This window comes from Massilia aquatica, assembly GCF_011682045.1.
Lineage (GTDB): Bacteria > Pseudomonadota > Gammaproteobacteria > Burkholderiales > Burkholderiaceae_D > Telluria_A > Telluria_A aquatica.
In genome coordinates, this window is record NZ_VVIW01000020.1 from 20,114 (window position 1) to 44,107 (window position 23,994).

General features: G+C 64.1%; 24 protein-coding genes. 17 read left to right on the plus strand and 7 right to left on the minus strand.

The genetic code is table 11. The annotated features are described in order from the left end of the window. Window positions 1-72: 72 nt before the first annotated feature. The 3 genes from F1609_RS25415 to F1609_RS35110 form a co-directional block, all read right to left on the minus strand. The gene (locus F1609_RS25415; protein WP_167079445.1) at window positions 73-645 is read right to left on the minus strand and encodes a hypothetical protein; all 573 of its coding nucleotides are present in this window, start codon (window positions 643-645) and stop codon (window positions 73-75) included. 49 nt (window positions 646-694) lie between these two features. Beyond that, the gene (locus tag F1609_RS25420) at window positions 695-1,267 is read right to left on the minus strand and encodes a hypothetical protein (RefSeq protein WP_167079446.1); all 573 of its coding nucleotides are present in this window, start codon (window positions 1,265-1,267) and stop codon (window positions 695-697) included. Between the two features lie 179 nt (window positions 1,268-1,446). After that, window positions 1,447-3,381: a methyl-accepting chemotaxis protein gene (locus tag F1609_RS35110; protein ID WP_308609567.1), complete on the minus strand. Its 1,935-nt coding sequence runs from the start codon at window positions 3,379-3,381 to the stop codon at window positions 1,447-1,449. Between the two features lie 233 nt (window positions 3,382-3,614). Here F1609_RS35110 and F1609_RS34815 point away from each other — a divergent pair, with 233 nt between their 5' ends. The 3 genes from F1609_RS34815 (at window position 3,615) to F1609_RS25440 (ending at window position 4,944) form a co-directional block, all read left to right on the plus strand. After that, window positions 3,615-3,968 (plus strand): hypothetical protein, encoded by a 354-nt coding sequence (locus F1609_RS34815; protein ID WP_229422070.1) that lies wholly within the window; start codon window positions 3,615-3,617, stop codon window positions 3,966-3,968. Between the two features lie 70 nt (window positions 3,969-4,038). After that, the gene (locus F1609_RS25435; protein WP_167079448.1) at window positions 4,039-4,428 is read left to right on the plus strand and encodes a hypothetical protein; all 390 of its coding nucleotides are present in this window, start codon (window positions 4,039-4,041) and stop codon (window positions 4,426-4,428) included. 144 nt (window positions 4,429-4,572) lie between these two features. Beyond that, window positions 4,573-4,944 (plus strand): helix-turn-helix domain-containing protein, encoded by a 372-nt coding sequence (locus F1609_RS25440; protein WP_167079449.1) that lies wholly within the window; start codon window positions 4,573-4,575, stop codon window positions 4,942-4,944. A gap of 10 nt (window positions 4,945-4,954) precedes the next feature. Here F1609_RS25440 and F1609_RS25445 read toward each other — a convergent pair whose 3' ends face one another. Next, window positions 4,955-5,491, minus strand: a complete 537-nt coding sequence (locus tag F1609_RS25445; RefSeq protein ID WP_167079450.1) for a DUF2058 domain-containing protein — start codon at window positions 5,489-5,491, stop codon at window positions 4,955-4,957. Between the two features lie 101 nt (window positions 5,492-5,592). On the opposite strand from F1609_RS25445, the gene F1609_RS25450 reads away from it, so the two are divergent. The 4 genes from F1609_RS25450 (at window position 5,593) to F1609_RS25465 (ending at window position 9,672) form a co-directional block, all read left to right on the plus strand. Continuing rightward, on the plus strand, window positions 5,593-6,525 hold the full coding sequence (locus F1609_RS25450) for a CAP domain-containing protein (RefSeq protein ID WP_167079451.1): 933 nt from the start codon (window positions 5,593-5,595) through the stop codon (window positions 6,523-6,525). Window positions 6,526-6,681: 156 nt separating this feature from the next. Then, a complete protein-coding gene (locus F1609_RS25455) occupies window positions 6,682-7,527 on the plus strand; it encodes a hypothetical protein (RefSeq protein WP_167079452.1) in 846 nt (281 codons plus the stop codon). Between the two features lie 15 nt (window positions 7,528-7,542). Then, on the plus strand, window positions 7,543-8,109 hold the full coding sequence (locus tag F1609_RS25460; RefSeq protein ID WP_167079453.1) for a YajG family lipoprotein: 567 nt from the start codon (window positions 7,543-7,545) through the stop codon (window positions 8,107-8,109). 111 nt (window positions 8,110-8,220) lie between these two features. Further along, entirely contained in the window at window positions 8,221-9,672 is a 1,452-nt protein-coding gene (locus tag F1609_RS25465) for a glucose/sorbosone family PQQ-dependent dehydrogenase (protein WP_167079454.1), read from the plus strand. A gap of 9 nt (window positions 9,673-9,681) precedes the next feature. Here the strand turns inward: F1609_RS25465 and F1609_RS25470 are convergent, their stop codons facing one another. After that, window positions 9,682-11,994 (minus strand): DUF6351 family protein, encoded by a 2,313-nt coding sequence (locus F1609_RS25470; RefSeq protein ID WP_167079455.1) that lies wholly within the window; start codon window positions 11,992-11,994, stop codon window positions 9,682-9,684. 564 nt (window positions 11,995-12,558) lie between these two features. Between F1609_RS25470 and F1609_RS25475 the strand changes: the two genes are divergently transcribed. Beyond that, window positions 12,559-13,359: an HDOD domain-containing protein gene (locus tag F1609_RS25475; RefSeq protein ID WP_167079456.1), complete on the plus strand. Its 801-nt coding sequence runs from the start codon at window positions 12,559-12,561 to the stop codon at window positions 13,357-13,359. A gap of 136 nt (window positions 13,360-13,495) precedes the next feature. Here the strand turns inward: F1609_RS25475 and F1609_RS25480 are convergent, their stop codons facing one another. Then, window positions 13,496-15,655, minus strand: coding sequence for a phosphocholine-specific phospholipase C (locus F1609_RS25480; protein WP_167079510.1), 2,160 nt, complete (start codon window positions 15,653-15,655; stop codon window positions 13,496-13,498). Window positions 15,656-15,701: 46 nt separating this feature from the next. Next, entirely contained in the window at window positions 15,702-15,911 is a 210-nt protein-coding gene (locus tag F1609_RS25485) for a hypothetical protein (protein WP_167079457.1), read from the minus strand. A 467-nt stretch (window positions 15,912-16,378) separates the two neighbouring features. Between F1609_RS25485 and F1609_RS25490 the strand changes: the two genes are divergently transcribed. From F1609_RS25490 to F1609_RS25530, 9 genes are all read left to right on the plus strand, one after another. Then, entirely contained in the window at window positions 16,379-18,022 is a 1,644-nt protein-coding gene (locus F1609_RS25490) for a methyl-accepting chemotaxis protein (protein ID WP_229422060.1), read from the plus strand. Window positions 18,023-18,219: 197 nt separating this feature from the next. Continuing rightward, window positions 18,220-19,152 (plus strand): CsgG/HfaB family protein, encoded by a 933-nt coding sequence (locus F1609_RS25495; RefSeq protein WP_243493935.1) that lies wholly within the window; start codon window positions 18,220-18,222, stop codon window positions 19,150-19,152. A 5-nt stretch (window positions 19,153-19,157) separates the two neighbouring features. Continuing rightward, complete coding sequence (locus F1609_RS25500) at window positions 19,158-19,472, plus strand: hypothetical protein (RefSeq protein WP_187363131.1); 315 nt, start codon at window positions 19,158-19,160, stop codon at window positions 19,470-19,472. Then, a complete protein-coding gene (locus tag F1609_RS25505) occupies window positions 19,469-19,840 on the plus strand; it encodes a DUF4810 domain-containing protein (protein ID WP_167079459.1) in 372 nt (123 codons plus the stop codon). Before F1609_RS25500 ends, F1609_RS25505 begins: the two co-directional genes overlap by 4 nt. Next, window positions 19,837-20,508 carry a DUF799 domain-containing protein gene (locus F1609_RS25510; RefSeq protein ID WP_229422061.1) on the plus strand — a complete coding sequence of 224 codons (672 nt, stop codon included), beginning with the start codon at window positions 19,837-19,839 and terminating at the stop codon, window positions 20,506-20,508. Before F1609_RS25505 ends, F1609_RS25510 begins: the two co-directional genes overlap by 4 nt. A gap of 194 nt (window positions 20,509-20,702) precedes the next feature. Further along, on the plus strand, window positions 20,703-21,707 hold the full coding sequence (locus F1609_RS25515; protein ID WP_167079460.1) for an LLM class flavin-dependent oxidoreductase: 1,005 nt from the start codon (window positions 20,703-20,705) through the stop codon (window positions 21,705-21,707). A gap of 54 nt (window positions 21,708-21,761) precedes the next feature. Further along, a complete protein-coding gene (locus F1609_RS25520) occupies window positions 21,762-22,256 on the plus strand; it encodes a Dps family protein (RefSeq protein ID WP_196785491.1) in 495 nt (164 codons plus the stop codon). A 193-nt stretch (window positions 22,257-22,449) separates the two neighbouring features. Then, window positions 22,450-23,220 carry a ParA family protein gene (locus F1609_RS25525; protein WP_167079462.1) on the plus strand — a complete coding sequence of 257 codons (771 nt, stop codon included), beginning with the start codon at window positions 22,450-22,452 and terminating at the stop codon, window positions 23,218-23,220. A gap of 335 nt (window positions 23,221-23,555) precedes the next feature. Further along, complete coding sequence (locus F1609_RS25530; protein WP_167079513.1) at window positions 23,556-23,993, plus strand: Hsp20/alpha crystallin family protein; 438 nt, start codon at window positions 23,556-23,558, stop codon at window positions 23,991-23,993. Window position 23,994: the final 1 nt, after the last annotated feature.

The window sequence follows — 23,994 nt, forward strand, 5'->3', positions numbered from 1 at the left end:
TTGCGCCATCCTGCCCGGCCACCGTGGTGGACGAGATGAACGCAAGCACAACAAGGGACCATTGCCGGATCATTATCGTTTTTTCGACGGTTCAGGGGGAGCCACTGTTTTCAGACAGGGAAGTTCCGGACCGTCGGCAATCGCCCTGGCCTGGGCATTGGTGGCGCCGGCGCCGAGCACTTTGACCACGCACGCTTCGCTCTTGCGGATCTGCGCCACGGCCAGCAGCGACACGCGCTTCGGATGCTCGACATCGGTTTGGTCGGAGCCGTTGACGCGTACGATCAGGGCGGCAGGAACCAACTTGCCGTCAATCCTGGCCACGCGCCATTCCGCTTTTTTCCCCAGCGAAGAAAAGCCGCGCGTTACCACGTCCCAGTACTGCAACTCGACCACTTTCTGTTCCGGGCTGACGATATTGACCGAGCTGCGATCGTCGTCGTCCAGCACTTGCAGTGCGAACTTGCCGACACCCGGACAGGTCAGGGTGTAAGCACCGGTGGTTTTGTCATCGATGACTTTCTTGCACGACTTGCCCTCCAGGCTGGTGTACACGCTTTCCGGGCTGGTGCGGGCAGACGCTCCGGCACTGGCGCTGGCGCACAGCGCCACGGCAAAAATCAGACCCATCGGGCGAATCGTCATACATCTCCTTTAGTTGAGCGCTTGCAGGCCAGGCCGCGCTGGCCAGGCCTTATCGTTTTTTCGGCTGGTTCGGGGGAACAACGGTTTTCAAACAAGGCAGCGCCGGACCGTCTGCGATGGCCCTGGCCTCGGCACTGGCGGCAGCCGAGCCAGCGCGCAGCGTTTTCACCACGCACGCTTCGGTCTCGCGGATCTGCGCCACGGCCAGCAAGGGCACGCGCTTGGGACGGTCCAGATCGGTTTGATCGGTGCCGTTAACGTTCACAATCAAAGCGACCGGAACCACCTTGCCGCCTTGCCTGCTCACCCGCCATTCGGCTTTTTTGCCCAGCCAGGCAAATCCTTCTGTGACCACTTTCTCGTACTGCAACTCGAACACCTTCTTTTCCGGGCTGACGATGTTGACCGTGCTGCGGCCATCGTCGATGAATACCTGGAGCGTGAACTTGCCGACACCGGGGCAGTTCAGGATATGCGCGTCGCTCACTTCTTCAAGGACCGTCTTTTTGCACGAGCGGCCTTCGACACTGGTGTACACACTGTCCACGCCTGCGCCGGCACACGCCGCGCCGCTGGCGCCGAGCGCCACGGCAAAAATCAGACCCATCGGGCGAATCGTCATACATCTCCTTTGATTATCGCTTGCAGGGCAAAGCGGCCTGTTTCGGCTGATCCAAATGACAAGCTGGCAAATTTACTATGAACAATATTATCATGCGGCCTTCCCTGAAAACGACAATGGCCGGCACGCGCTGCAACGCGGGCCGGCCATCGACAGGGATCACGCCGTGAAGACGCTGTTTACGCCAGCTTGAAAATGCTCACCGAGCGTTCCAGTTCGGCCGCCAGTTCCTGCATGGCTTGCGCCGCGGCGGCGGCTTCTTCCACCAGCGCGGCGTTCTGCTGGGTGGCCTGGTCCATCGAGGCCACCGCCTGGTTGACTTCGCCGATGCCGGCGCTCTGCTCATCGGACGCGGCCACGATGTCGCCCATGATGTCGTTGACCTTCTTGACACTGCCGACCACCTCGTCCATGGTGCGGCCGGCGCTGGTCACCAGTTCGCTGCCGGTGGCGACCCTGGCGGCCGAGTGGTCGATCAGCACCTTGATTTCCCTGGCCGCCTCGGCCGAACGCTGCGCCAGCGAGCGCACTTCGGTCGCCACCACCGCAAAGCCGCGCCCCTGTTCGCCGGCGCGCGCCGCTTCCACCGCCGCATTCAGTGCCAGAATATTGGTCTGGAACGCAATCGCGTCAATCACGCTGATGATGTCCGCAATCTTCTTCGACGACGCGTTGATCGCTTCCATGGTCGAGACCACCTGCGCCACCACGCTGCCAGCCTTCTGGGCGATGGCCGAGGCCGACAGGGCCAGCTGGTTGGCCTGGCGCGCGTTGTCGGCGTTCTGGCGCACCGTCACCGTCAATTCTTCCATCGACGAGGCGGTTTCTTCCAGCGAGCCGGCCTGCTGCTCGGTGCGCGACGACAGTTCCTGGTTGCCCGAGGCAATCTCACCCGAGGCCGTCGCCACGTCGCCGGTGCCCTGGCGAATGGTGGTCACGACCGTGGCCAGGCCGGCGCTGATGCCGTTCATCGCTTCCATCAACTGGCCGATTTCATCGTGCGTGCCAGCGTGCAGGCGCACCGTCAGGTCGCCCCGGGCCAGGCGTTCGGCGGCGGCGGTCGCCAGCCCAAGCGGGGTCGAGACGATCTTGCGCACGATGAAAAACAGCGCCGCCGCAAAGCCCAGCAAGGCCACGCCGCCGGCCACGAACAGGGTCAGGCGCAGGCTGCTCACTTCCTGCGTCACCTCGTCGGCAAAGGCCACGCCGACGATGGTCCAGTTCCAGTCCTTGTTGGTGCGGTACACCAGGATGCGCTCGCGCCCGGCCTCGCCTTTGGGGCCGGCCGGCACCACGTGCATCATGCCCTTTCCGCTGCGCAGGATCTCGTCGATGAACGCGCGGCCACCGGTATCGCGCTGCGCCAGCGCTGTCCGGCCTTCCAGTTCGGGATGGACCACGTACTCGCCGAACTTGTCGCCTTCTTTCGCATTCAGCACGAAGTAGTAACCGGACTGGCCCACCTTGAGCGACTTGATCAGGCTTTTCAGCGCCTCGATGTCGCTCGAAATATCGACGCCCACATACAAGATGCCGATCACTTTGGCGGCGGCGTCCATCACCGGCACGTATTCGGTCACGTGCGGCTTGCCGAACAGGACCGCCATGCCACGGTAGCTCTTGCCCTGCATGACGCGCTCGAACGCCGGATGGGTCTTGCCCAGATTGGTGCCGACCGCGCGCGCGCCGTCCGCCTTCTTGACCGAGGTGGCCACGCGCACGAAATCGTCGCCATGGCGGATGAAGATGGTCGCATTGCCGCCGGTCATTTCGGAAAAGCGGTCCACGGTGGAGAAATTCAGGTTCAGGTCGACGCCGTCGTGCTGCATCACCTGCGCCATCACCGCACCGGTCTGCACGCTGCGCGCGCTGTCGACCGAGAACTTGCCGGGCAACAGGCTGGCGAATACCCTGGAAAATTTTTCGATGTTGCCGAGCTGGGTCCGGTTGAAGGTTTCGATCACATTGCCCACTCCCTCCGCTTGCGTGTTGACCGTGTCGTTGGCGCGCTTTTCAATGGCGTTCGACATGGCATGCGCCACGAACAGGATGAAGGCAATGAAAATCGCGCTGATCAGGGCGATGGTAAACAGGGTTAATTTGGCACCAACCATCAGTGCCCGGGGACGGGTTTGGGATGTGTTCATATCAGGAGAAAAGAATAAGGAGGAAAGCTGCCGTGCGGCGCAACGAGACGCGCAGGTACATGTACAGAATACATGAGGTTGTGCACCAGAAGATCGTCCAAACGTTATTTTTTGGAAACTGATGTTATATTACGACAACTATATGAGGGGTACTACGTAGGCGGGTAAACAACATTTGCGCCGCTGCCACGGAAAACGCCATGGAAGATGAAGACGTGCCGAGTTGTAAGCAGATAGTGCAAGTTGTAAGCGCGTGTAAAGACCGTCAACTCATCGGTTGCGGGCCGCGTTTTCAGCTCAGTGACACGGCAAGTGCACCGAATCTCAAACCAGAAAAAGGACTGACCATGAAAAAAGTAATCGCTACCCTGACCGCCGGACTGTTCGCCAGCGCTGCGTTTGCATCAGCCCCGACGCCGGCCCCGGCACCAGCAGCACCGGTAGCGAAGGCCGAGGTCAAGGCGGAAGCCAAAACCGCCGTCAAAGCAGCAGCCAAGGACACCAAGGCCGCCGAGCCGGCAGCCAAACCGGCGCCGCAGGCAGCCACGAAGTAAGCAAGCAAGCCCCGCCATACATAAAAATATAAACCGTTTATACCAACACCGAATCCAAGGAAACCACATCATGAAAAAAGCCATCGCTACCCTGATCACCGGCCTGTTCGCAACCGCAGCTTTCGCCCAGGCTCCAGCGCCTGCCGCAGCGGCGCCGGCGGCAAAAACCGAAGCCCACGTGGTCAAGACCGACACCAAGGAAACCACCGTCGTCAAGACCGATGCCAAGGCCGCCCACGGCGCCCCGGACAGCCATTCGGTCAAGACCGAAGTCAAGGAAACCAAGTCGGCTGCGGGCGTGAAGGAAGAAGTCACCACCAAGACCGAAGTGAAAACCGAGAAGAAGACCAAGCACGCCAAGTTGTCCAAGGCGGCTGACAAGGCCACGCCAGCGACGGCCGGCGTGGCGGCGCCGGTGGTCACGGCAGCGGCAACGCCGGCTGCGCCAGCGGCCAAGTAATCCCGCGCAGCTTCCCAAGAAACGCCAACCCATGCGGGTTGGCGTTTTTTTCGTTCCAGGCTGGCGTAATCCGGCCTTGCTGGCGTGGGTCGGCATCTGCAACGGCTCGATCGCAGGCTATGCTCGGTGTGCACCGGGGAGTTTGTGCTGGCCGCCGCCGGCCAGTTGCAGGGCCGCCGCGTGGCGACCCACCGGGGCTGGGTCGAGCGCTTGCGCCAGCGCCAGCTGGTCATGTTCATCAAGCGCGCCGGCGGACAATCGCAGTCAACGCTGGCGGCGCAGGCGCACGACGAGGCCAATTTTGCGGCCTTGCATGCGTGGATCGCCAGCCATCTCGATGACAACCTGGACGTGGCGGCATGCCGGGCGCTCGAATCGAGCACCCGGCCGCTGAAAGCCATCTGCCGAAAGGTGGGCTATGCCGAAGAACAAACGCTGCGCCGCGTCTTCCTGCGCAATGTCGGCGTCCATCCGCTGCAGTACCGGGCGCGCTTCTCGGAGCGCGCCGGGGTCTGAGGCGGCAGGCTTACCACATCAAATCGTCGGGAATCTGGAATGCCGCGTACGGATCGTCCGCATCGACCTCGGTGCTGGCTTTGTTCACGCGCACCACGATCGCGGCATTGCGCTCGGCGATCTTGTCGGCGATCACGCGCGGTACCAGTTCGGTCGAATCGCCCTGACGGATAATCACCAGGCGCCCGGCCACCAGGTGCGCCTGCACCGCCGCCGACACGTAAAAACGCTCGATCTTGTTATTGTGCGTGAAGTTGTAGGCGATATCGCCATTGCCCTTGCTCTGGCGGTTCTTCTGCACCATCTGGGTGATCTGCGCCGCGATCGCCTTTTCGTTGGCGGCCGCGTCGCGCTGGGCATTGAGTTCGCGCGCGCGTTCGGCGTTCTTGCGCTGGGTTTCCAGCGCGGCCAGGCGCGCTTCGTCCACGCTCTGCGTGCCGGTGCGGCGCTCGACCTTCTTCTGCTTGGTCTTTTCCTGGTTGGCCTGTTTGGCCTTGTTTTTGTCGACCAGGCCGGCTTTCAAAAACTGCTCTTGTAACGAGGCCATATGCACTACTCCGTAAATGAGGTTCGCCGGCCCGGGCAAGGGCGCCAGCCGGTGAAAAGTCGATAGCATAGCAAAAATGCGGCCGCTGTTAGAATCCCCGCATGACATTCTTCGCTCCACACCGTGCCAGCCTGCGCTGGCTGCCCGCCTGCCTGGCCCTGGCCGCGCTGCCGGCCGGCGCCCAGCAGCGCACCACCCTCATCGAGCTGATGAACGCCTACCGCGCCGCCCCGCACCTGTGCCAGGGCGCCACGCTGGGACCGGTGGCGCCGCTGCTGGCGCATCCGGCCTTGTCCAACGTCCAGGTCGGGTCGGGCACCCTGCTGGCGCTGGCGATCGAACGCGCCGGCTATGCGGTGGCCCAGGCCGAAGCGATCCATGTGGCGGGCGTGTCCGATCCGCTGCGGGTCATGGCCAGCATCGAGCGCAGCTACTGCAAGACACTGTTGAATGCCCGCTTTTCGCACGTGGGCGCGCGCCGCGACGGCGAGAACTGGCTGATCGTGCTGGCCGAGCCGGCCCCGCCCTCGGCCGCCTCGCGCCTGCCGCCCTCGCGCGAGGCCGGGCTGCGCATCCTGGCGGCGGCCAACCGCGCCCGCGCCAGCGCCCGCAACTGCGGCGCGCAAGCGTTCGAGGCCGCGCCGCCGCTGGTGTGGAACGAGCAACTGGCCGCCGCAGCGCTCGGCCACAGCGCCGACATGGCCGGCCAGCGCTATTTCAGCCATGCGGGCAAAGATGGGCGCATGGTCGGGGAACGCGCGCTGGCGGCCGGCTACCAGTGGCGCCGGGTCGGCGAAAACATCGCGGTCGGGCAGGATTCGCCCGACGAGGTGGTGGCCGGATGGTTGGACAGCCCGGGCCACTGCGCCAACCTGATGGATGCGCAATTGAGCGAGATGGGCGCCGGCTACGCCATCAACCATGCCGGCGCGCGCGCGCGGGTGTACTGGACCCAGGTGCTGGCGGAGCCCGTCGCGCCGCGTGACCCGGTCAGGCAAGCCGCCACGGATGGCGTCTGCTGCAATGCACAATAAGTAAACTCCCACAAGAGCATAAACGCAACTTTTTCTCAAAATGAATAAATAGTTATTTGTAGAATGAATTGACCTGCCCGTAAAATTCCGTCCGGATATATTTACAACGAAAAGTCCTGTCCACAGGACCAATCAATCACGGAACGGAATACGAAAATGCTCTCCAGGATGATGATCGCCGGCGCTGTAGCGCTGTGCTTTAGTGCCTGCACCACCGCCCCGACACGGGTCGCGCTCGACCCTGCGGCAAAAGAACTGACCCAGGTACCTGTGACCAGCCTGCTGCCCCAGGACGAAATCATTGTGCGCGCCGAGGCGTTCGGTGCCGGCGCCGCCCTCGGTGGCGGCCTGATCGGTGCATTCATCGACTCGAAAGTGGCCGAATCGCGCCAGAACACCATTCACGGCGTCCTGGCCCCGTTCTACGCCTCGGTCGACGACTACGATTTCCGCTCGCACTACCTGCAGGCGCTGGCGGCCAACCTGGCCAGCGGCACGCCGCTCAAGTTCGGCGCTCCCGAAAGCCAGCCGATGCCGTCGACCATGCAGCAGATCACCGACCGCATCAATGCGGTGGGCGCCGGCAAGGGCCTGATGGTCATCCAGACCAGCTACACCTTCACGCCCGACTTCAAGCAGCTGAGCGTGCGCTCGGTGGCCACCCTGTCGCGCCCGAACGTGGAACAGAAGTCCTTCCTCAATACCTATGTCTTCGTGTCCAGCCCATTGGGCGCGGGTGGCGCCGACTCGCTCAAGGCATGGGGCGACAACAAGGGCGCGGCCTACCGCAGCGCCTCCAGGGACGCCATCGACAACCTCATGATGATGATGAAACTCGACCTGATGGCCGGCCCTGCGGACGCCGCCGACCTGCCGAAAGGCGTGATTCCGATGATCACCGGTGTCAGCGTGGCCCAGCCGAACGCATCCGTGCTGGCATCCGCCAACGGCCGTTCCGTCCTCCGTGCGACCAACGGCCACCTGTATTCCATCGCCCAATAAGAAGCGGAACCGACCATGATGAAACCATCGATCCACCTGTTTGCTCCACTGTTGTCGTGCCTGCTGGCCGCCGGCGCCAGCGCCGCCGAGACCAAGGTAGCGCTCAACTATGAAGCCGCCAGCAGCGACGTCGCCGCCAAGCCGGTGGCCGGCGCCTGCGCCATCAATATCGTCAGCATCAGCGACCAGCGTCCGACCAGGGACGGCATCGGCGCCGACTTTCCGGTGCCGACCGACAGCCCGGAGCCGTTTGTCAGTGCCAGCCTCGATGCGCTGAAAGACTACGGCTTCACCGTCTCGCACAGCAAAACCGCCCTGCCGCAGGCGGTCAACCTCGATGTGCGCCTGATCCGCGCCTACACCTGGTTCGGCCACATGCGCATCAACGCCATGGTGGCGCTGGACGTGACGGCGCAAGGCGCGGCGCAGGAAAAATTCCGCGCCACCGGCAGCAAGGCGAATATGTGGAATGGCCAGTCGGAGCACGTCACGGCGCTGAACTACGCCACCAACACCATGCTCGCCAGCATGGCGCCAGCGCTGGCGGCCCACTGCGGCAAAGCCAGGGTCGCGATGCGCTAAGCAAGCCAGCATCCATGAAACGCCACCTTCGGGTGGCGTTTTTTTTGGGCAAAGCGTGCGCCTATGCGTTTGGGGTATATTGTCTGGTTGACCATACCGCCCGGAGAAAACATGAACCGTCACGCCATTGCGCCTACCCTGATCCTCCTGCTGGCCGCCAGTGCACCGGCGTGGGCCGAACCGCCGCCGCCGACCGGTGCCAGGGTGGCGCCTCTGCCGCCGGGCTTTGCCAAGAGCGTGCTCGCGAGCGGCTTCGCCAACCCACACAACATGGTGCTGGGGCCGGACGGCCAGCTGTGGCTGACCGAGCAGACCGGCAAGCGCGTGCTGCGCGTCGACCCGGCCAGCGGCAAGAAAACCGTGATCGCCACCATCGAGGACGTGGTCTCCTCCGACAAGGCGCAAGACGGCTTGCTCGGGCTGGCCCTGCATCCGGACCTGCTCAAGAAGCGCGGGCGCGACTACGTGTATGTGTCGTTCTCGTACGCCAGCGGCGAGGGCGGCGCTTTTCCCAACCGCACCGCGATCCGCCGCTATACCTACGATGCGAAGACCCGGAAACTGGGCGCGCCGAAGGATGTCATCAAAGGCTTGCCATCCTCGCACGACCACCAGTCGGCGCGCCTGCTGTTTGGGCCCGACCAGAAACTGTACTATGCCATCGGCGACCAGGGCGCCAACCAGATGAGCTATCTGTGCGTGCCGAACCTGGCGCAGGCGCTGCCAAGCGCCGCCGAGGTGGGCGCCGCCGACTGGCGCCACTATCGCGGCAAGATCCTGCGCCTGAACCAGGATGGCTCGATCCCGCTCGATAACCCGGTCATCCACGGCGTCAAAAGCCACGTCTACGCCTGGGGCATCCGCAATACCCAGGGCATGGTGTTCAGTCCCGCCGGCCAGCTGTACGCCACCGAACAGGGACCGAATACCGACGACGAACTTAACCTGATCCTGGCCGGGCGCAATTACGGCTGGCCCAACGTGGCCGGCTACAAGGACAACGCCGCCTACGCCTACGCCAATTATTCGAAGGCCGAAGGCGGCTGCGACGGCGTCAAGGACCCGGCCGCGAACGGCACCAGCGTGCCGCCGGGCGTGCCGGTGCAGAAGGAATCGGCGTGGTCCGATCCGGATTTTGTGGAACCTTTGAAGACCTTCTACACGGTCGACAACAGCTTCAGTTTCAAGGACCCGGTATGCGCCGACAACAGCCTGTATTACATCTGCTGGCCGACCGTTGCGCCATCCTCGGTCGCCTATTACAAGGGCGGCAAGGCGGGCGTGCCGGGATGGGAGAACTCGCTGCTGATCGGCAGCCTGAAACGCGGCACCATCTACCGCGTGCGCCTCGATGCGACAGGCCACGTGCCGCTCGGTGACGCCGAGCCGCTGTTTCGTTCGGTGAACCGTTATCGCGACGTGGTGGTCAGCGCCGATGGCGCCACCATTTACGTGGCCACCGATGTCGAAGGCTCGCTCGGCACCGGCGAGAACGGCGCGCCGGCCAGCAGGCTGGAAAACCCGGGCGCCATCCTGGTGTTCAAGTACAGCGGCGCCAGGTAAGGCCCGCTGTCACCAGCGCGCCGGCCGGCCCAAGTCGCCGGCGCGATAGTCGCACACGCCTTGCGGGAAGATCCGCGCCAGCCATTGATGGTCCTGCGCGGTGAACCTGGCCGCCTCCGGATAGGTGCCGTCGCCCAGTGCGGTGGCCACCGGTTTGAGCTTGCACTTGAAGATATCGCCCTTGATCGAGTCGCCCGCCACCATGCGCGGGCTGGAAAAGATCGGAAACGCGACGCTGCAGGCGCCCTTGGGGCGCTGGTTCAACACCCCATCCCAGACGGACGTTCCGCTGGCGATCACCGCACCGCTGGCGTCGAAACAGCGGTCGTTAAACGCGGCCGGCGCGGCGCCGTCGCTCAGGTAACGGTCCAGCACCGCCAGCGCGTCGATCGCGCGCGCGCTCTGATCGGCCTTCTCGGCCGCGAACCAGATCACCTGGTTCTTCGCCGCCGCGCGGTTGGCGCCCAGCAGGCGCGCGCGCACCGAAAACGCCTGGCGCGCATTGTGCATATTGAGCGACGGCTCCAGATACGGGCGCACGTCGATCATGGGAATGTCCAGGCGCTGGCCGGTGAACACATGGCCGGACGCATAGGCTGCGCGCATGGCCGCCAGGTCGCCCGCGCGCCGTGGCGCCGGCACCCCGTCCGGATCGCGACAGTTGGCGCTGCGCTGCATGTTGCGCGCGTCGAAAGGATCGGCGGCCGCGTCCCACATGACGAATTGCGACGGTTCCTTCCAGCTGCCGACGCAGGCGTTGATGCGCAAGAATTCATCCTTGCCGATCTGTCCCTGCGCCAGCGCGCCAAGGCCGTACTGCACGCCCACGTTATCAATCGGGCTCGGGGCATGGCCGTCGCCGTCGGTGCCATAGATATTGGCCAGGTCGTTCCAGTGCGTCCATTTGACCTTGGAAAAAACGTCCGCCGGATAGCCGTAATTTTGTGCCACCAGCTCGTAGCGCGGATCCTTGAAGACGGGATTGAGCACGGTCGGCACCGCGCCCTGCCAGCCGTTGATGCATTCGGTCGATCCGGGTTTGTTGGTGACCGGATTACCGGCCGTATCGCTGGCGTTCGAGCCTTCGATCAGGGCGCGCCGGCTCCAGCTTGCCCAGGGCGAGGCCGGATCGCGCGCCACCTCGTCGCTGAAATACTGCTCGAGCAGCGGGCAGTCGGCCACCGGAATGGTTTGCGTGACCATGTCCGGATACGATTGCACGGGAATGCCGGCGTCCAGCAATCCGGGCCGGTTTTGCGCAAACAGGTATTGCTGCACCGCCCCGCCCGAGCCGCCGATCCCGATCGTGAATTTTGGCTGGCCGACCGCTTCGATAAAGCGCTCCTTGGTCATCATGGCCGTTTCTTCGGCCAGGCGCATGTTGTAGTGCACGCCCGCTTCGTTACCGGACGAACTGGCCACCGCGTAGCCCTGCGCCAGGATGCGCGAAATGATCTGGCGCTCGATGCCGCGCAAGCCATTGCTGAACCAGATCGCGGAACCCTGCTGGTGACCCAGGCCGACGCCGCCGCGCAGCCAGTACACCAGCTTGCGGTTCCAGGATGCGGTCTCGAAGCCGGGCGCTGTATCGGGGCGCTGCGCCGACGGCGCCAGCATGGCGATGGTGTACACGAAGCGGTTGATGGTGCCGGCTTCGACCCGCACCACATACGGCACGCTGGCGCCTTTCAGGACGATGGTTTTCAGGTCGGCCGGGGGCGTTGTATAGCCGGTGGCGGCATCAAAAGGCTTGAAGCCGTCGCCGTTGAAGTAGAAGTAGTGGATCTGGGTCTTGATGGCGCAGGACTTGCTGTGGCCGACCGGGCGTCCGCCAACAACGTCGAACACCGGGTGGCCGATGCCGTCCTGGTTATCGACCAGCGGCTGGCCCAGGCCGGACTCCTGGGTGCGGCACACGAACGGCTGCTGCTGCGGGCCGCTGAAAATGGGACCGCTGAGCGGGTGGTTGGTCAGCACCAGCGAGGCCGACGCATCGCCCCCGCCAGGGCCGGCGTAGCGCACTTCGAGCGTATTGGCGCCGTCGGCCAGGCCTGACACCACCCCTTCCATGCGCGTGCCGGCGCCCACCAGCGGCGGGGCGATGCGCCGGCCATTGAGCAGGAAGGTCAGCCCGGCCGCATCCGGCGCCGCGCTGACGGCAATGCGGGCGTCGCCGCCCGACACTTCATGCGGCTTGCTCGACAACACGGTGAGCGACAGCTTGCTGTCCGGCGCCTGTGGCGCGCCGCCGCAGCCGGCCAGTGCGATGGGCACGAGCGCAGCGGCGAGCGCGCAGGCGAAGCTTGGGTTCCAAGGGGTCATGGCGATTGCCTCCGGAGTGATTGAACGGGACCGACCAGTCTTCAATCTTGCTCTGCGACGCCCGATCAGCATTGATGATAGTCAATTTCCTAAAGCATCGCACCAGCCATCCCTGGCGGGGATGCGGTGCAACACAATGGTTTGTCAATCTTGCTCTGCCGTTTGGCGCCAGCGAGAATCGGTCGGCCAGGCATTGTTCCTGGCTGTTGCGCACGCTAAAACAACACCTCGGCGGGTGGTTTGCGGACCCCTGATTTTTACGCACACAGCATGGCGCGCCAGTCGCCCGTAGAGGAAAGCGCAAGCGCAGCGGGCTGCACCAGTGCGCGCGCGCGCCGCCGTGTCCTGGACGCTGCGGATTTTGTTTGCGTGGGGCATTTCTCATAGTAGACTGGATCATCAACGCAAGCTGGGGAACATCGAAGCATGCCTGCCCAATTCCGCACCACCGTTCATCAACCGCCGCGCCCGGCACACCCCGGCGCCGGCGCCCTTGTCCTGTCCAAGCTGTCCCGTTCGCACTCCCTTTCCTCACGCCGCGACTGACCTTCAAAAGGAAGCCCCATGCCCGCACTCTCCGCATTTTTTCAGAACGTCAAACTCCCGGTGATTTCCGAAGTGGCCCACGCGCTCATCAAAACGCTGGATGATGAAGATGCCTCGGCCAAGTCGATCAGCGCCATCATCGCGCGCGATCCGGCGCTCACCGCCAAGCTGATGCGCCTGGCCAACAGCGCCCGTTTCGGCGTCTCGCGCGGCGTCAACTCGCTCGACGACGCCATCGCCATGACCGGCATGGCGCACGTACGCACGCTGGCGCTGGCGGCCTGCTTCGCAGAATCGTTTCCCGATCTGCCAGGGCTCGACAGCGATGAATTCTGGAAAAGCAGCATGGCCTGCGCCGGCTACGCCAAGTGGCTATCGACCAGCCTGGGCAGCGACGGCCAGGATGCCTGGCTGGCCGGCATGATGGTGCGCCTGGGCGAACTGCTGATTTACCAGGCCGAGCCGACCGCGTTCGCCGAAATCGAACAGCAGCCGCACCTGCCGGGCGGACGCTGGGAGCGCGAGCAGCGCTTGCTGGGATTTTGCGAAGGGGACATTACGGCCGAGCTGGGCCGGCGCTGGAACTTTCCGGTGCAGATCGTGAACGCGCTGGAATGCTCATCGGACCCGATGGCGGCGCACCCGTTCAACAAACTCGGCGCCATCATCCACCTGGCCAGCCTGCTGGCCGATACCCCGAGCGACGATCCGGAAATTCTCGATACGCTGCCGGAAGATATCGTCACCGCCCTGCAACTGAAACACGAATGGATGAAGAAGAAGTTTCCGTCGCATAGTTCGTTTTCGGCGGCGCCGTAGCAAACGCCGCAGCAAACGCGGGAACGATTCCCGCACCATGCCACTCCAACCGTGCAGCATGCCGCACGAAAGGAGAGGTCATGGAGTATTTGCACGCGCAACGGCGCGCACGCGAACACCCGCCCGCTTAGCCCGATTAATCCGCAGCCAGCGCCAATCCGCCCATGGCCGGATCGCTGATCGCATCCTTGCCCGTTTCCACGCGGCCGGCAAAGCGCCGCACGTAGCCCGGCAGTTCGGTCACGCGCACGCTGAAGTCGTACCAGTTGCCGCAATCGCACAGCGGCCAGGCTTGCTCCGAGATGGCGCCGGCGGCCACCGTCACGTTCCACGCCGGCGCATCGAGATAGGCGTTGGCCTTGAGGACAAACGTGGCCGCGACCGTGCCATTGTTGCGCAGCTTGGCCGAGACGGCGCCGTTGGCGATGTCGTAGCAAACCTGGATTTCCGGCTGCGGGCCCTGGCGCGCCGCCGTGCCGCTGAAGTGGCGGTGAAAACCATTCGGCCCCAGCACCCACAGGTCGTACTTGCCCATCTGGTCGCCCAGCGCCCAGACCCCGTTCAGGTCCTTGCCCGCTTCGACCGTGTAGCGCCGTGGCGGCTTGTTCAACTGGTTCTGGTCGTACACGTGGAACACCGCGGCGGCCGTGCCCGTGTTCGCGAACAGCAGTTCGACCTCGACCTTGTCGGGATGCACGCGCGCACTGGTGTGCAGCTCGTACGGCAAGGCGCGCGAGGGCCGCGTGCCGGCCACCTGGGCCGGTAATTCGGGCAGCGGCGGCAGGTCCGGCATTTTGGTGTCGCCCAGCGCGCGGGCGCGGGCTGCCAGCGCCCTGGTGTCCGGCAAGGCGGTCGCAAAGGCGGTGCCGTCCGGGTCCTTGAAGTTGAATGCACTCATCAAGTCGCCGCAAACGGCGCGGCGCCACGGCGTAATGCTCGGTTCCATCACCCCGAAACGGGTTTCGATGAACCGGATCACCGAGGTATGGTCGAACACTTGCGAGTTGACCCAGCCGCCCTTGCTCCACGGCGAAATGACATACATCGGCACGCGTGGCCCGAGCCCGTACGGGCGGTGCATGAGGGCCGGTGCTTCACTGCTTTCGGTGGAACGCATCTCATGGTATTCGCCGACCGTGCTGACGGTCGAGGCGCCGGCCAGCACGGCCTGCTTCGGGTCGCTGTTCCATTCCACATACGATGGCGCGGCAGGCGGCGGCACGTGGTCGAAGAAGCCGTCGTTTTCGTCGAACATCAGGAACAGCACGGTCTTGCTCCAGACCTCGGGGTTCGCGGTCAGCGCGTCGAGCACGGCGGCGGTGTACTCGGCGCCCTGCGCCGGGCTGGACGGGCCGGGATGCTCCGACCCTTCGGCGGTGGCGACGATGAACGACACTTGCGGCAGCTTGTTGCCCTGCACGTCGAGTTTGAGCTGGTCGAGGTCGCGCGTGCTCATGCCGCGTTCGCGCAACTGCGGATCGGATCCGGGCAGGTTGGCAAACGCGTCGCGAAAGCGCCGGAAGCCGGCCAGCGGGTTGTCGGTGAAGTTGTCGGCCATGTTCTGGTACACCTGCCAGCCGATGCCGGCCGCCTGCAGCCGTTCCGGATAGGTGAGCCAGGCGTAGCCGCCGGTGGGGTCGTGCTCGACGCTGTCGTAGCTGTTGCCGATGACCGGGCCGTGGCCCTGCTTGAGCGGATCGTTGGCGCCGGTCCAGGCATACACCCGGTTCGGGTTGGTGCCGCCCAGGAACGAGCAGTGGTAAGCGTCGCAGATGGTGAACGCGTTGGCCAGCGCGAACTGGAAAGGAAGATCGGCTTCCTTGTAATAGCCCATCGAATGGTTCTGCTTGTGGGTCGGCCAGGTATCCATGATGCCGTGGTTCCACGCGTACTGGGCGTTGGGCCAGCTGTGCGGCGTGCCCGCCACCCGCATGGCATTGAAGCTTTGCTGGGTATTCAGATGGAAGGGCGCGATCACGCGCGGCGCCGCCGGCACGCTGTCGTTGAGCTGGTACCAGACCCGGTGCTTGCCCATCGCGCTCGAGGCCGGCAGCGGGATCGGGAAGCGGTCGCCGAAACCGCGCACCCCTTTCAGGGTGCCGAAGTAATGGTCGAAGGAACGGTTTTCCTGCATCAGGATGACGATATGCTCGACATCGCGGATGGTGCCGGTGCGGTTGTTGGCGGCGACCGCAAGTGCCCTGCTGATCGCGGGCGGAAACATGGAAAGCGCGGCGGCGCTAGCGCCGACCTTGGCGGCCTGGCGCAGGAACGCGCGTCTGCTGGTGGGTGTCATCGTCATTGTTTGTCGGTTCTATTGGGTGGCGCGAAGGAGGCGGCGCTCACGGGGCACAACGCATGCTGGCTGACTTGGTGCTGCAGGCGCGCGCCGGATCGGCCGCGCCGGGCGCGGGCGCCGGCGTTTGCGCGACCGGCGTGGTCGGCGCCGGGTCGTCGTTGCCGCAGGCGGCCAGGCTGGCGCCCATCAGCGCGGCAAACAGGAGGCGCGCGGCAAGGGGCGCGCTGCGGGGTGTTGGCGGGCAATACTGCATGGCTGTCTTTCTTGAAAAATCATCAGGGTCGTGGCCTGTTTTGCAGGCAAAAAAGATAATATTGCGCCAATGTTACGACAGAGTGACACTCGCATGACCTTGCTATTACACATTATTTCCAAACCTCTATGCGAGGCGCATTCGGCGTGTGGATTTTGAGACGCATCGGGCAAATTACAACGGTCATCCGCGCTTGTAACTGACTCTTAAATTTCTACACGGTAACCTTTTCCTTGGTATTTTCATCCCGGCCTGACGGCAGCCCCGATCCCGCTTCCCCGCCATGCCCACCACCGGCATTGCTCACCCGCGCAAACCCGGCTGGCCCGCCTGCAGCGATGCGGGCGGCAATCGCACCGTGTCGCCAGCCAGTCCTGGCGACTTTCCAAGAAGCACCAAAAACCGTTGCGCATGCTATCTTTCACAGGACAGACTGGCTCGCATACCGTACGCACAAGGACGTCAGCATGAATATTGCCTTTCTCGAATCGATGAGCATTGCGAAGAAACTCGCTACCCTGATCATCAGCAGCAGCATCGGCATCGTGGTCCTGACCGCGCTCTTTCTCATTTCCGAAAAACGCATGATCCTGGAAGAGCGCCAGAGCAATGTGCGCCAGGCGGTCGAAACCGCGCACGGCATCGTGGCCTACTATCATGGCCTGTCGCAAAAAGGCGGCATGAGCAAGACCGACGCGCAAAAGAACGCGCTGGCCGCCATCAAGGTGCTGCGCTACAGTAATACCGAATATTTCTGGGTCCAGGACCAGAGCCCGGTGGTGTTGATGCACCCGATCAAACCGGCGCTCGACAATACCGACGTCAGCGCCAGCAAGGATCCGACCGGCAAGCACTTCTTCGTCGAGTTCGCCCAGACCGTCAAAACCAGCGGCGCCGGCTTCGTGTTCTATATGTGGCCCAAGCCGGGCAGCGAGAATCCGGTGCAAAAAGTATCCTACGTCAAGGGCTTCGCGCCGTGGGGCTGGATTGTCGGCTCGGGCGTGTACATCGATACCGTTGACAGCGCCATCCACGCGCGCCTGCTCCGCTTTTCGCTGGGCGCGCTGGCGCTGGCCGGCGTGCTGCTGGGGATCGGCCTCTTGATCGGACGCGGCCTGCTGCGCCAGCTCGGCGGCGAACCCGCCTATGCCGCCGGCATCGCGCGCAGCATCGCCGAGGGCGACCTGAGCATCAACATCGACCTCAAGCACAATGACAGCAGCAGCCTGCTGCACGGCATCCGCACCATGCGTGACGACCTCGCCAAGATCGTGATGCAGGTACGCACGGGCACCGACACCATCGCCACCGCATCGAGCCAGATCGCGTCCGGCAACCTCGACCTGTCTTCGCGCACCGAGCAGCAAGCCGGTTCGCTGGAAGAAACCGCCGCCTCCATGGAAGAGCTGACCGGCACCGTCAAGCAAAACGCCGACAACGCGCGCCAGGCCAACCAGCTGGCCGCCACCGCATCCGAGGTGGCCATGCAAGGGGGCGCGGTGGTGGCCCAGGTGGTCGATACCATGGCCTCGATCAACGATTCGTCGAGGAAAATTGTCGACATCATCAGCGTGATCGACGGCATCGCCTTCCAGACCAATATCCTGGCGCTGAACGCGGCGGTGGAAGCGGCCCGCGCCGGCGAACAGGGCCGTGGTTTCGCCGTGGTCGCCTCGGAAGTGCGCAACCTGGCGCAGCGCAGCGCCGCGGCCGCCAAGGAAATCAAGACCCTGATCGGCGACTCGGTTGAAAAGGTATCGGTCGGCAACAAGCTGGTGGCCGACGCCGGCGGCACCATGGACAATGTGGTGGCCAGCGTGCGCCGCGTGACCGACATCATGGCCGAGATTTCGGCGGCCAGCCACGAGCAGAGCGCCGGCATCGCCCAGGTCAACCAGGCGATTGCCCAGATGGATGCGGCGACCCAGCAAAACGCCGCGCTGGTCGAAGAAGCGGCCGCTGCCGCCGAAAGCATGCAGGACCAGGCGGCGCGCCTGTCGCAGGTGGTCGGCGTGTTCCGCCTCGACGGCATGGGCAAGGGTGCGGCGCTCGCACGCGCCCCGGCCCGCGCGCGCCTCGGCGCGGCCAGCACGGCGGGCAGCCGGCAATAGACTGCCAGGCCGGCGCCCTCCCCGACAATGCCAACAGCTTGCTGTTGGCATTGTTGTTTCTACGCCTGCCACATCGGCAGCGGCACAAGCATTTCCTACCGTAAATATTACTGAATGATTATAATTAATTCCTTACCAAAACTTACAATGACAAAGGAATGGTTTTGTTCAATAAATCTCTCATCAGCGCAGGTATCGTGTTACTCCTGAGCGCCTGCGCGACGACCACCACCCCGCCAGTGGCGGTGGAAGCGAGCGCCTCGCGCAGCGCCCAGCAGGCCGCCCAGCAAGCGGCGGCGATTCCGGACGCCAAGGTCTTCAAGCGCAAGGTCGCCATCGGGCGCTTTTCGAACGAAACCCGTTACGGCCGCACCTTCCAGACCGACGCCAGCCTCGATCCGCTCGGCAAGCAAGCCTCGGACATGCTCGCCACCAAGCTGGTCGGCTCGAACAAGTTCCTGGTCTTCGAACGCCAGGACATCGGCAAGCTCACCGACGAGGCGGCGCGCAACGGCGCCGCAGCCCAGCTGATCGGGGTCGATGCCCTGATTCTCGGCTCGGTCACCGAATTCGGCCGCAGCACCACCGGCAAGAGCGGCTTCCTGAGCTCGACCAAGGTCCAGACCGCGCGCGCCAAGGTCGAGGTACGCCTGGCCGACGCCCGCACCGGACACATCTTCTTCACCGCTTCCGGTGTAGGCCAGGCCAATACCGAGTCGGGCGAGATCGCCGGCTACGGCAGCAAGGCCGACTACGACAGCACCCTGAACGACCGCGCCATCGCAGCGGCCATTTCGGATGTCCAGAATGCCCTCATCTCGAAGCTGGAAGAACGCCAGTGGCGCACCGACATCCTCAAGACGGACGGCAAGCAAGTGTTCATGTCGGGCGGCGCGAAACAGGGCATCAAGACCGGCGACACCTTCGCCATCATGCGTGAAGGCGACAAGATCAAGAGCGCGCAGACGGGCTTTCAGATCACCCTGCCCGGCACCGCGGTGGGCAGCGTGCGCGTGGTGAGCCTGTTCGGCGACGCCGAAAGCAATGAAGGCGCCGTCGCCGAGATCATCAGCGGCAGCGTCCCGAGCGGCAACAACGCCGGCTATTTCATCACCGAACAGAAAAAATGAACCCTATGAAAAACTTCCTCGCACTGGCCGTGGCCGCCTGCCTGACCGCCTGCGCCATGCCGACCACCCAGGTCAGCACGGGCGCGCCGCGCCCGACCCTGATCGTGCAGGGCGCGCCGGCCGACGCCATCCTCTACGTCGACGGCCTGGCGGCCGGCAACGCGGCCCAGTACAACGGCGTCGCCAACAGCCTCTTGATCGAAGAAGGCGTGCACCACGTCGAACTGCGGCGTGGCGCCAGCGTCCTGATGGCCCAGAAAATTTTCGCCAGCAACGGCGAAAGCAGCAAACTCGTCTACGCTTCCGAAAGCACCAAATGAAACGCATCCTGTTGACCGGCGCCACCCTCGCCCTGCTGGGCGGCTGCGCCACGGCACCCCCACCCAAATACGACTGGGGCAATTACGAACAGTCGATGTACGGCTACTACAAGAACCCGAGCGCGCCCGACGCCCTGATGCTCGACATCGAGAGCACCATCAAGAAGGCAGAGGCCGGCAAGCGCAGCGTCGGCCCCGGCATGTATGCCGAGTACGGCTACCTGCTGATGGCGCGCGGGCGCCATCAGGAAGCACTCGCCTGGTTCGACAAAGAAAAAAGCCGCTGGCCGGAATCGGCCGTGTTGATGGACAGAATGAGCAAGATCGCGCTGACCCAGGCGCCGCCCAAGGTGGAAGTGAAACAATGATGAGTTATAAAAGCAAACTGTTCGCCCTGGGCGCCGCGCTCGTCCTCATGAGCGGCTGCGCCACGCGCGCGCCAGTCCACAAGGACTACGCCAAATTCCGCGAAGCGAACCCGCGCTCGGTGCTGATCGTGCCGGTGGTCAGCCGCAGCGTCGACGTCGATGCCCCGGACTACTTCCTGTCGACCATCTCGCGTCCGATCGCCGAACGCGGCTACTACGTGTTCCCGGTCAACCTGGTCAAGCGCGTGATGGAAGACGACGGCCTGGCCGACGCCGACCTGGTCCACGCCAGCGATCCGGTCAAGCTGGGCGGCCTGTTCGGCGCCGACAGCATCCTGTATGTCGCCATCGAACGCTGGGACTCGCGCTACGCGGTGCTCTCGACCGTGACCACGGTGGAACTGAGCTACGCGCTCAAGAGCGGCAGTACGGGGCAGGAACTGTGGAAGCACACGGAAAAAATGGTGTACGACCCCTCCGCCCAGCAATCGCAAGCCGGCCTGGCCGGGCTGATCGCCAAGGCGGTCATTGCCGCGATCGAAAAAGCCAAGCCGAACTATATTCCGCTGGCGCGCCAGGCCAACGGCCTGGCTGTGTACCGCCTCGGCGCAGGCCTGCCGGCCGGTCCCCACGATACCCTGTACCAGCAGGACAAGACACAGTTCTGAGGCGCTTTTCCGCCTTCCTGTTGCAGCACCGTTCCCGCCACGGGAACACGACGCCGGCCCCAGCCGGCGTTTTTTATGGCATTTGTCAATACGGGCACCGAAAAGACATGCCTTTTAAATGCGGGTCCCGTCCCCATGTAATGGTATCGCGCTGCACCATAGTGGCCGCGCCAGACCCATTACCGAAGGCAACCATGATTCCCTTTTCCGTACTCGACCTGTCCCCGATCACCCAGGGCAGCACCGCCCGGGTTTCTTTCCAGAACACGCTCGACCTGGCCCAGCATGCCGAACGCTGGGGCTTTAACCGCTACTGGCTGGCGGAACACCACGGCATGCCCGGCATCGCCAGCGCCGCCACTGCCGTGCTGCTCGGCTACGTGGCCGGCGGCACCTCCAGCATCCGGGTCGGCGCCGGCGGCGTGATGCTGCCGAATCATTCTCCGCTGGTCATTGCGGAGCAATTCGGCACGCTCGAATCGCTCTATCCCGGCCGTATCGACCTCGGCCTGGGGCGCGCTCCCGGCTCCGACCAGGCCACCGCGCGCGCCATGCGCCGCAACCTGCAGTCCGACGCCGACGAATTCCCGCAAGACGTGGTCGAGCTGATGGATTATTTCGCCGAAAATTCGCGCCGCCCGGTCATGGCCGTGCCCGGCCTGGGCCTGAAAGTACCGGTCTGGATCCTCGGTTCGAGCCTGTTCGGCGCCCAGCTGGCCGCCCACCTCGGCCTGCCGTACGCCTTCGCCTCGCACTTTGCCCCTGCCCAGATGATGCAGGCGGTGGACTTGTACCGCGCCCAGTTCCGCCCATCGGCCCAGCTCGACAAGCCCTACGTGATGCTCGGCTTTAACGTGTTCGCCGCCGATACCGACGAGCAAGCCGCGCTGCTGGCGACCTCGATGCAGCAAGCCTTCGTGAACCTGCGCAGCGGCCGTCCGGGACGCTTGCAGCCGCCCGTGTCCGGCTACCTGGACGCGCTCGGCCCGCAGGAACGCGCCATGCTCGACCAAGTGCTGTCGTGCTCGGCTATCGGCTCGCCCGGGACGGTCGAGCGCCAGTTGCAGCAATTCATCGAACGCACCGGCGCCGACGAGCTGATGATCACCTCGCAAGTGTTCGATCACCAGGCGCGCCTGCATTCCTACGAGATCGTCGGCCAGATCCACGCCGGCGCCGGCGCGCACGCGCTGGCCTGAAATCGCTTATATTCCTTACCGTTTTCCATTAACACTTCTTACAGGAGCATGCTTATGAGCAGCAAAACCTCGAAAGCCCCCATGGTCGACCTCGGCATTGCCGACGACGACCGCAAGCAAGTCGTCGCAGGCCTGTCGCGCCTGCTCGCCGACAGCTACACCCTGTACCTGAAAACCCATCAGTACCACTGGAACGTGACCGGTCCGATGTTCCAGACCCTGCACACCATGTTCATGACCTTGTACAACGAACAGTGGCTGGCGGTCGACCTGATCGCCGAGCGCATCCGTGCGCTGGGTGAGCTGGCCCCGGGTTCTTACAAGCAATTCGCCGAGCTGACCTCGATCACCCCGACCAGCGGCACGCCGAACGCCAAGGAAATGATCCGCGACCTGATGGAAGGCCAGGCCACCGTGGTCCGCACCGCGCGCGCCCTGTTCAGCGTGGCCGAAAAAGCCAACGACCAGCCGACCTGCGACCTGCTGACCCAGCGCATGCAGACGCACGAAAAATATGCGTGGATGCTGCGCAGCCTGCTGGAAGACTGATCCTCCTCACGCCAGCCGCGCCCCCGGGCCCGGCTGGCGCTCGCCTGCCCCTCCCGTTTTCTTCCTGTAGCGTTGCTTTTTTCTTACGAAAGCAGCGATTGACGCCCTGCTTTCCCGCTAATTCGCCCGCGCCTGCGGATGCTGCATCGCAGCATGCTAGTATTGAAAATTAGTCACTTTTCCCGGGCCGCAGATGAAACGTGTGATTTTCAACCAGAAGGGTGGCGTCGGAAAATCGACGATTGCGGTCAACCTGGCAGCGATTGCGGCCCACGAGGGCAAGAAAACCCTGCTCATCGACATTGACCCGCAGTGCAACGCCAGCCGCTACCTGCTCGGCGCGGCCATGAACGAGGTGGCCCCGACCATGGGCGCCTATTTCGAGCAGATGCTCAACTTCATCGTCTTCCCCCGCCCGGCCAGCGACTTCGTCCATCCGACCCCGTTCGAGAACCTGTCGATCATGGTCTCGCATCCGGAGCTGGGCGATTTGCAGGCCAAGCTCGAAGCGCGCCACAAGATCTACAAGCTGCGCGACACGCTCAACGAACTGGCCAGGGACTTCGATGAAATTGTCGTCGACACCCCACCCGCCTACAACTTCTTCACCCAGTCGGCCCTGATTGCCGCCGACCGCTGCCTGATCCCCTTCGACTGCGACGACTTTTCGCGCCAGGCGCTGTACACCCTGGTGGCCAACGTGGCCGAGATCAAGGCCGACCACAATCCCGCGCTGGCGATCGAAGGCATCGTCGTCAACCAGTTCCAGGCGCGCGCCCTGCTGCCGCAGCGCCTGGTGAACGAACTGAGCGCGGAAGGCTTGCCGGTGCTCGCCAACAAGCTGTCGAGTTCGATCCGCATCCGCGAATCGCACGACCGCAACCTGCCGATGATCCACCTCGACCCGCGTCACAAGCTGAGCCAGGAGATGCTGGCGCTGTACCACGAGCTTCAAGCCGCATAAGGCTTGCAGGGGACGACCCCGCCGCCCAGGCCTGCACGCACAAGCTGGCGCAAATGAAGGCGGGCGACTCGGCCTGGCCAGGATCGTGCGTCGTCGGAAGCGCGCGCCCGGGCAAGGCGTGATGCCAGGCCCGGCCTGCGCTGCCCGCCGGCAAGCGCTTGATTCCCGGTCTCTCGCGTTTCAACCCGAATGCAGGCCAACCGGCCCAACGCCGCGCGCATCTTTGATTTATCTCAAACCCCCTGCGTCAAGCAGCCATGCCAGGCGTCGGCGGCGAACCACTCCCGCCGCATCCGGTCAAACTCCCATCAGCTAAACGGGAGAACACCATGATGATGTATCGATCCATGTTTCCGGGCGATGTATTCGCCGAACTGGACCGCCTTCAGCGCGAAATCCAGCAAGCCTTCGACCTTGGCCCCAGCATTCGCGGCTTGGGCCGTGGCGGCTTTCCGGCGCTCAATGTCGGCAGCACGCCGCACAGCGTCGAGATGTATGCGTTTGTCCCCGGGCTCGACCCGGCCTCGATCGACGTGCAGCTCGAACACGGCGTGCTGACCATCGCCGGCGAGCGTGCCGACGACCTCTCGAGCGCGCAGCAGCAAGCCACGGTGCAAATCAACGAACGCTTCGCCGGCCGCTTCAGGCGGGTGGTCAACCTGCCGGACGATATCGACCCCGAATCGGTCGCGGCACACTATCGCGATGGCGTGCTGCACGTCAGCGTGGCGCGGCGCGAGGCAACGCAGCCACACCGTATTTCAGTTCACTGAA

What these genes read in the sequence shown, in the direction of transcription:
- F1609_RS25415 (WP_167079445.1), bottom strand. Translation starts at nt 645, where the DNA reads ATGACGATTCGCCCGATGGGTCTGATTTTTGCCGTGGCGCTGTGCGCC.
- F1609_RS25420 (WP_167079446.1), bottom strand. Translation starts at nt 1,267, where the DNA reads ATGACGATTCGCCCGATGGGTCTGATTTTTGCCGTGGCGCTCGGCGCC.
- F1609_RS35110 (WP_308609567.1), bottom strand. Translation starts at nt 3,381, where the DNA reads ATGGTTGGTGCCAAATTAACCCTGTTTACCATCGCCCTGATCAGCGCG.
- F1609_RS34815 (WP_229422070.1), top strand. Translation starts at nt 3,615, where the DNA reads ATGGAAGATGAAGACGTGCCGAGTTGTAAGCAGATAGTGCAAGTTGTA.
- F1609_RS25435 (WP_167079448.1), top strand. Translation starts at nt 4,039, where the DNA reads ATGAAAAAAGCCATCGCTACCCTGATCACCGGCCTGTTCGCAACCGCA.
- F1609_RS25445 (WP_167079450.1), bottom strand. Translation starts at nt 5,491, where the DNA reads ATGGCCTCGTTACAAGAGCAGTTTTTGAAAGCCGGCCTGGTCGACAAA.
- F1609_RS25450 (WP_167079451.1), top strand. Translation starts at nt 5,593, where the DNA reads ATGACATTCTTCGCTCCACACCGTGCCAGCCTGCGCTGGCTGCCCGCC.
- F1609_RS25455 (WP_167079452.1), top strand. Translation starts at nt 6,682, where the DNA reads ATGCTCTCCAGGATGATGATCGCCGGCGCTGTAGCGCTGTGCTTTAGT.
- F1609_RS25460 (WP_167079453.1), top strand. Translation starts at nt 7,543, where the DNA reads ATGATGAAACCATCGATCCACCTGTTTGCTCCACTGTTGTCGTGCCTG.
- F1609_RS25465 (WP_167079454.1), top strand. Translation starts at nt 8,221, where the DNA reads ATGAACCGTCACGCCATTGCGCCTACCCTGATCCTCCTGCTGGCCGCC.
- F1609_RS25470 (WP_167079455.1), bottom strand. Translation starts at nt 11,994, where the DNA reads ATGACCCCTTGGAACCCAAGCTTCGCCTGCGCGCTCGCCGCTGCGCTC.
- F1609_RS25475 (WP_167079456.1), top strand. Translation starts at nt 12,559, where the DNA reads ATGCCCGCACTCTCCGCATTTTTTCAGAACGTCAAACTCCCGGTGATT.
- F1609_RS25480 (WP_167079510.1), bottom strand. Translation starts at nt 15,655, where the DNA reads ATGACACCCACCAGCAGACGCGCGTTCCTGCGCCAGGCCGCCAAGGTC.
- F1609_RS25485 (WP_167079457.1), bottom strand. Translation starts at nt 15,911, where the DNA reads ATGCAGTATTGCCCGCCAACACCCCGCAGCGCGCCCCTTGCCGCGCGC.
- F1609_RS25490 (WP_229422060.1), top strand. Translation starts at nt 16,379, where the DNA reads ATGAATATTGCCTTTCTCGAATCGATGAGCATTGCGAAGAAACTCGCT.
- F1609_RS25500 (WP_187363131.1), top strand. Translation starts at nt 19,158, where the DNA reads ATGAAAAACTTCCTCGCACTGGCCGTGGCCGCCTGCCTGACCGCCTGC.
- F1609_RS25505 (WP_167079459.1), top strand. Translation starts at nt 19,469, where the DNA reads ATGAAACGCATCCTGTTGACCGGCGCCACCCTCGCCCTGCTGGGCGGC.
- F1609_RS25510 (WP_229422061.1), top strand. Translation starts at nt 19,837, where the DNA reads ATGATGAGTTATAAAAGCAAACTGTTCGCCCTGGGCGCCGCGCTCGTC.
- F1609_RS25515 (WP_167079460.1), top strand. Translation starts at nt 20,703, where the DNA reads ATGATTCCCTTTTCCGTACTCGACCTGTCCCCGATCACCCAGGGCAGC.
- F1609_RS25520 (WP_196785491.1), top strand. Translation starts at nt 21,762, where the DNA reads ATGAGCAGCAAAACCTCGAAAGCCCCCATGGTCGACCTCGGCATTGCC.
- F1609_RS25525 (WP_167079462.1), top strand. Translation starts at nt 22,450, where the DNA reads ATGAAACGTGTGATTTTCAACCAGAAGGGTGGCGTCGGAAAATCGACG.
- F1609_RS25530 (WP_167079513.1), top strand. Translation starts at nt 23,556, where the DNA reads ATGTATCGATCCATGTTTCCGGGCGATGTATTCGCCGAACTGGACCGC.